General features: G+C 71.8%; 7 protein-coding genes. 2 read left to right on the top strand and 5 right to left on the bottom strand.

Features of this window, described 5'->3' with window-relative positions:
* Positions 1-540 (bottom strand): TetR/AcrR family transcriptional regulator (locus AC31A1_RS44640; RefSeq protein WP_489658800.1); only part of this gene is annotated, 540 nt, incomplete at its 3' end.
* A 174-nt stretch (positions 541-714) separates the two neighbouring features.
* On the opposite strand from AC31A1_RS44640, the gene AC31A1_RS44645 reads away from it, so the two are divergent.
* Complete coding sequence (locus AC31A1_RS44645; RefSeq protein WP_489658801.1) at positions 715-2,199, top strand: MFS transporter; 1,485 nt, start codon at positions 715-717, stop codon at positions 2,197-2,199.
* A gap of 77 nt (positions 2,200-2,276) precedes the next feature.
* Here the strand turns inward: AC31A1_RS44645 and AC31A1_RS44650 are convergent, their stop codons facing one another.
* Positions 2,277-3,200, bottom strand: a complete 924-nt coding sequence (locus AC31A1_RS44650) for an LLM class F420-dependent oxidoreductase (RefSeq protein WP_489658802.1) — start codon at positions 3,198-3,200, stop codon at positions 2,277-2,279.
* A 210-nt stretch (positions 3,201-3,410) separates the two neighbouring features.
* Between AC31A1_RS44650 and AC31A1_RS44655 the strand changes: the two genes are divergently transcribed.
* Positions 3,411-3,575 (top strand): hypothetical protein, encoded by a 165-nt coding sequence (locus tag AC31A1_RS44655; protein ID WP_365985623.1) that lies wholly within the window; start codon positions 3,411-3,413, stop codon positions 3,573-3,575.
* A gap of 101 nt (positions 3,576-3,676) precedes the next feature.
* Here AC31A1_RS44655 and AC31A1_RS44660 read toward each other — a convergent pair whose 3' ends face one another.
* From AC31A1_RS44660 to AC31A1_RS44670, 3 genes are all read right to left on the bottom strand, one after another.
* On the bottom strand, positions 3,677-4,150 hold the full coding sequence (locus AC31A1_RS44660) for a DUF6099 family protein (protein ID WP_489658803.1): 474 nt from the start codon (positions 4,148-4,150) through the stop codon (positions 3,677-3,679).
* A gap of 211 nt (positions 4,151-4,361) precedes the next feature.
* Positions 4,362-4,688: a nucleotide pyrophosphohydrolase gene (locus AC31A1_RS44665; protein ID WP_327400702.1), complete on the bottom strand. Its 327-nt coding sequence runs from the start codon at positions 4,686-4,688 to the stop codon at positions 4,362-4,364.
* Positions 4,685-6,013 carry an ATP-binding protein gene (locus AC31A1_RS44670; protein ID WP_489658804.1) on the bottom strand — a complete coding sequence of 443 codons (1,329 nt, stop codon included), beginning with the start codon at positions 6,011-6,013 and terminating at the stop codon, positions 4,685-4,687. Before AC31A1_RS44670 ends, AC31A1_RS44665 begins: the two co-directional genes overlap by 4 nt.
* Between the last annotated feature and the right edge of the window lie 119 nt (positions 6,014-6,132).

Consider the following 6,132-nt stretch of genomic DNA (forward strand, 5'->3'; position numbering starts at 1 on the left):
GTCGGGGCCAGGGGCGTCGTCGAGCAGGGCCGTCATCTCCTCGTCGGGCCTGCGGTAGCCGTCGTAGACGACGTGGCCGAGCATCGTCGAGGAGATGAGCGCCACGGCGAGGGCCAGGTCCTCGGCGGAGAGGCCGGCCGGGGTAAGGATCTCGCGCAGGCGGGTCAGACCGGGAAGCCAGGCGGGGTGCCGGGTGGTCGTCATGTACGGCATGAGCTGCGGGTAGGGGCGGAGGTTGGCCTGGCCCGCCCGCATCCAGGCGCGGAGGCGGTCCGGCCAGGGGCCGTCGGCGATAGGGGCGCGCTCCATCGCTTCCAGGACGTGGTCGGCGGTGGCCTGGAGGAGGGCGTCGCGGTCCGGGAAGTAGCGGTAGAGGGCCATGGGGGCGGCGCCGGCGACGTCGGCGACGCGCTTGATGGTGAGGGAGACGGCCGGTTCGGCGAGCAGCACCTCGACCGCGCCCTCGATGATCCGCTCCCGCGACAGCCGGGGCGGGCGCCCCCTGCCCCTGCGGCCGGAACCCGTCACCACCTGCGTCATCCGCTGTGCCTCTCCGTCCGCGACAGCCGTGCCCGGACAGGGGAAGGCTACCGTCCCGGTACCTCTCGATCCGGACTCCGGCCATTTTGCGTACGTCATACGAAAAACATGCCAGACTCATTTCGTTCAGCCCCGTGTCGCACGCACCAGCACGCATCAGCCGGAGGCTCAGCCATGTCCGCGTCCAGCTCCCCCTCCCCACCCGTTCCTGTCGAGGGGGTCGGTTCGTCCCGCTCCGGCGCTGTCGTCTGGGTCCTGGCCCTCGGCGGGATCACCGTCTCGCTGATGCAGACGCTGATCATCCCGATCGTGCCCGAACTCCCCAAGCTGCTGAACTCCTCGCCGTCCGACGCCACTTGGGCGATCACCGCGACCCTGCTCGCCGGTGCCGTCGCCAACCCGGTCGTGGGGCGGCTCGGGGACATGTACGGCAAGCGGCGGATGCTGCTGCTCAGCCTGGTGCTGCTGATCGTCGGGTCCGTGATCGGCGCGCTCAGCGACTCGCTCGTGCCGATGATCGTCGGGCGGACCTTCCAGGGCGTCTCGATGGCCGTCATCCCGCTCGGCATCAGCATCATGCGGGACGAACTGCCGCCCGAGCGGCTGGGATCGGCGACCGCGCTGATGAGTGCGTCGCTGGGGGTGGGCGGTGCGCTCGGGCTGCCGACAGCCGCGTTCATCGCCGAGAAGGCGGACTGGCACGTGCTGTTCTGGACGGCCGCGGTGCTCGGCGCCGTCGTGGCCACGCTCGTCGTGACGCTCGTACCGGAGTCGGCGGTGCGCGGCGGCGGCCGGTTCGACGTGGTGGGCGGTGTCGGGATGTCCATCGGTCTGGTGTGTCTGCTGCTGGCCATCTCCAAGGGAGCGGACTGGGGTTGGGGCAGCGGCACGACAACGGGCCTGTTCGCCACGGCAGTTGTGGTGCTGCTGGTGTGGGGCTGGTGGGAGCTGCGTACCGTACGGCCCCTGGTCGACCTGCGCACCAGCGCGCGCCGCCAGGTCCTGCTCACCAACCTCGCGTCCGTGGTGTTCGGCTTCGCCATGTTCGCGATGTCGCTGGCCGTGCCGCAACTGCTCCAACTCCCCACGTCCACCGGCTACGGCCTCGGCCAGAGCGTGCTCGCCGCAGGGCTCGCGCTCGGCCCCTCCGGCCTGGTGATGATGGCGACCGCACCGCTCTCCGCCCGAATCTCGGCGGCGGCCGGCCCCAAGGTCACCCTGATGCTGGGCGCGCTCATCGTGGCCGCCGGTTACGGCCTCGGGGTCGTGATGATGGCCGCGGTCTGGCAAGTCGTCGTCGTGTGCTGCGTGATCTCCGCGGGCGTCGGTTTCGCCTACGGCGCGATGCCCGCGCTCATCATGGGCGCCGTACCGCTGTCCGAGACGGCCGCCGCGAACAGCCTCAACAGCCTGATGCGCTCCATCGGTACGTCCGCCTCCAGCGCCGTCGCCGGAGTCGTCCTGGCCCACATGACGACGGCCTTCGGCTCCCTCACCGTCCCCTCCCACAACGGCTTCCGCGTGATCATGGGCATCGGTTCGGCGGCGGCCCTGGCGGCCCTGGCCCTGGCCGCGTTCCTGCCGGGGCGGCGGGCGCCGGTGGCGGCTGGAGCACCCGCGACGGCCTCGGCGGCGGCAGGGGCGCGGAGTTCGAGTTAGCGACGGGCCGGTATGCCTGTGCGGGCGGGGTCGGCGCACCCCGCCCGCACAGCACGACCACCTGTCCTACGACGGGACTACGCCACCTGCGTCTGCACCTGGGCCGAGATCAGCTCCAGGTGGTCCAGGTCGGCGAGGTCGAGGACCTGGAGGTAGACGCGCTCGGCGCCGATCTCGGCGTAGCGGCCGATCTTGTCGACGACCTCGGACGGGGTGCCCGCCAGGCCGTTCTCCTTGAGTTCGTCGACCTCGCGGCCGATCACGGCGGCGCGGCGGGCGACCTCCTGGTCGTCCTTGCCGACACAGACGACGAGGGCGTTGGAGTACGTGAGGTCATCGGCCTTGCGGCCGGCCGCCTCGGCGGCGGCACGGACCCGGCCGAACTGCTGCGCGCTGTCCTCGACCGAGGCGAACGGCATGTTGAACTCGTCGGCGAACCGCGCGGTCAGCTTCGGGGTGCGGATCGCGCCGTGGCCGCCGATCAGCACGGGGATCTTCGCCTGCGTCGGCTTGGGCAGCGCGGGCGAGTCGGTCAGGTCGTAGTGCGTGCCGTGGAAGTCGAAGGTGTCGCCGGGCTTGGTCGCCCACAGGCCGGTGACGATCGCCAGCTGCTCCTCAAGGCGCGCGAACTTCTCCTTCGGGAAGGGGATGCCGTACGCCGTGTGCTCCTGCTCGAACCAGCCCGCTCCCAGGCCGAGTTCGACCCGGCCGCCCGACATCTGGTCGACCTGCGCGACCTGGATGGCGAGGACGCCGGGGAGGCGGAAGGTGCCGGCCGTCATCAGGGTGCCCAGGCGGATGCGCTTGGTCTCGCGGGCGAGTCCGGCCAGGGTGACCCAGGCGTCGGTGGGACCGGGGAGTCCGTCACCCGAGCCCATGCTCAGGTAGTGGTCGGAGCGGAAGAAAGCGTCGAAGCCGAGGTCTTCGGTGGCCTTGGCCACGGCGAGCAAGGTGTCGTAGGTCGCCCCCTGCTGGGGCTCGGTGAAGATACGCAGATCCATGCCTCCATCCTGCACGCTGGAGTCCCGGTCAACCCCACCGGTCCTGTCGGCCGCTCCGGTCCCCGGTCGGGTGAAAATCCGTCAACTGTGCGCACGGGGGCGCCCGCGCCAGTGACCGGCCCCGTAGATGATCGTTGGCTCGGGCGGAGCCGGACCGCCCGGATTCCCGCCTCCTCCTCGCCGGGGAGGCCACGGGCCGAGGAGGCCGTCATGTCCGAAGAAGCCGTGCCGCAGCAGGGTGGACCCGCACAACCCAAGGGGTTGTTGCAGCAGATGGAGGAACTGATGGCGTCCCTGAACGCGGACCTGTCAGCCCTGGACGCGGATCTGCAGTCGACGTCGATGGACAACACGGATCGCGTGAAGCGCCCTTAAAGGGGCGCGGGGAACTGCGCGACCAGCCACGACGGCGTCGCGCAGACCCTACGAACCGCGACCACCACGGCGCTCCCCTCCCCCGGCCCCGGACGCCAGGGTCACCCCGCCTCCCGCTCCGGTATCGCCGCCCGCTCCCGGTCCGCCAGTCTTCGCAACATCTCAAGGACCCGGTCCCGGGACTCGTCCGCCGCGTCGATCGCCTCCATGCACTGCCAGTACGTCCCCTCGTCGTCCGCCGCGCAGGCGATGCCCACGAGGGCGATACCGACCTCGCCGAGCAGACCGCCCAGGCACAGCAGGGCAAGCCGCGCGTCGCCCAACTCCGTGAGCTGGGCCGCGCGTAAGTCCTCGACGGCGAGGACCGGGGTGTTCAGCACCCCACAGCCCCGGCCCGCCAACTCGGTCAACCCCAGTGCCTCGCCCCGGAGTTCGGGCGGGCCGAAGACCGCGAGGCGGCTGCCTATCGCCTGGGCGAGGGCCTGCGCCTGCCACACCTCCGTCAGGGTCTCCGGCACGCCGCCGCTTGCGGCCAGGGCGCGCCTGCTCGTCACGATGAGCCGCATCGCGTCCATGCGCTGCCCCCGTCATATCCCGACGTGCTGTTCGCACGTCCGCCCGAACTCCCCTGTCCACTACCCAGAGTGAGAGTCCCTGAGACGAAAAGCCAGAGGAAGGCGGAAATCTGTGGACAACAAATCGGTTGCGGACAGATGAATGACTCCGGAGAGTGAAAATGGACGCGCGGACTCCCCCAATCGATCGCCTACGGCGAGGACTTGTCGGCTACGGCGCCGGAAACCTGCCCTCGTTCCGGTCGATCTTCGCGTCCAGCGCCGCGAGCGGATCGATGCCGAGCACCTCGCACAGCTGGAGCAAGTACGCGAGGACGTCGGCGACTTCGTCCCGCACCCGGTGCGCGCTGTCCGGGTCGTCCATGACCCGAGCCGACTCCTCGGGGGTCAACCACTGGAAGATCTCGACGAGTTCGGAGGCCTCCACACTGAGCGCGGAGACGAGGTTCTTGGGGGTGTGGTAGGGCTGCCAGTTCCGCGCGGCCGCGAACTCGGCCAGTCTGCGCTGCAGTTTCGCCACGTCGAGATGTTCTGTCACGGTTCAAGGTCTACCACTGTGACGCCGTCGATCCGGGCGGCCCAGGACGCGTCGCTCACCGCGCCGACCAGCCGGATGTGCCCGCGCTCGCACATCCGCGCGGCGAGCCGCAGCAGTTCGGCCCGCTGCCGTACGTCCACTCCCCGGTCGAGGCCGTCGGCGAGGACGGTGAGCGTCTGCATCGCGGCCGGGACCTCGCCGGGCGGGTCGACCTCCAGGACGCCGGGGCCGGTGAGGAGCACCAACGCGAGTGCCGCGTACCGGAGTTCGCCGTCACCGAGCCGTTCGAAGCCGGTGCGCAGGCCGTCGCCCCGGTCGAGCACCGCGCGGAGCAAGCCGTCGCTCAACGGTTCCGCGAGGAGGTCCACCACGGGTCCGGCGCAGCCGGTGCGCACCGCCGTGACGAGCTGCCCGTGCCGTCGCCCGCACTCGGACCGGGTGCGCCACAGCACGTCGGCGAGGTTGCCGCAGTCCCGCAGCAGCCGCCCGTCGCCGATCGGTACGGCATCACGCATCCGCTCGGGTGCCGGATCGCAGGCGAAGACGGAGCGCAGGGCGACCACCATCTGCTCGGCGGCGGCGAGGACTTGGCGCTGCCCGTCGGTCTTCCCGGCGACGCGCAACGGCAGCAGGGCGGTGCCGAGCCGGTCGTCCGGCAGGGGTGCGCGGGTGACCGGCGACGAACCCGCCGTGTGCCAGGCGGCCTGCACCGAGCGGCGGGACGGGTCGCGCAGCGCGGTCTCCAGGAGGACCAGGCCGCCCGACGTCAACCGCTCGCCCACGATGCGCAGTTCGGGCTCGGCCTGGACGGCGACGTCGAGCCGTACCGGACCCTCGGGCCCGTCCGCCGTACAGCCGATCCTGAATCCGCGCCGGTGCTGGGCGTCGGGCCGGGCCCGCTCCGGGACGCAGGCGACCGGGTCCGGGAACACGTCGCCCACCTCGCTCCCGCCGCCGAGCCGCGCGAGTGCCTCGTACGCCCGCAGCGCACTCGTCTTTCCGCAGCCGCTGGGCCCGGCGAAGAGGGTGAGCGACCCGAGCGGGAATCCGGCGCCCCGGTGTGTGGCGAACGCCGACAGCCGCAGCTCGGTGAGGTGCGGCCGGTCGGGGTGCGCCTCGACGCGCCCGGGGTCCGCCTGCGCGGGCGTCCTTGACGACGGCGGGGCGACGCCGGCCGACGGCTCCGGCGTGGGCCGGGCTCTGGGCGAGGCGGCTTCGGGCGATCGCCCCTGCGGCGGCACGGACTCCGACGACCGGGAGGACGCGGGCGGCCCGGGGAGCCGGGAGGAGCCGGAGGACTGGGGCGACTGTGCTGACACGGTCATATCCGGACCGTAGGCCTCCGCCGTCAGGCGAACCGTTCCGCCCCGGAGACCTTCCTACGATCGGGGGACCGCCCCACCGCCCTCGCCACCGGGACGGCTCACACGCCCGGAACCCCCGC

This window comes from Streptomyces sp. P5F9, assembly GCF_057961495.1.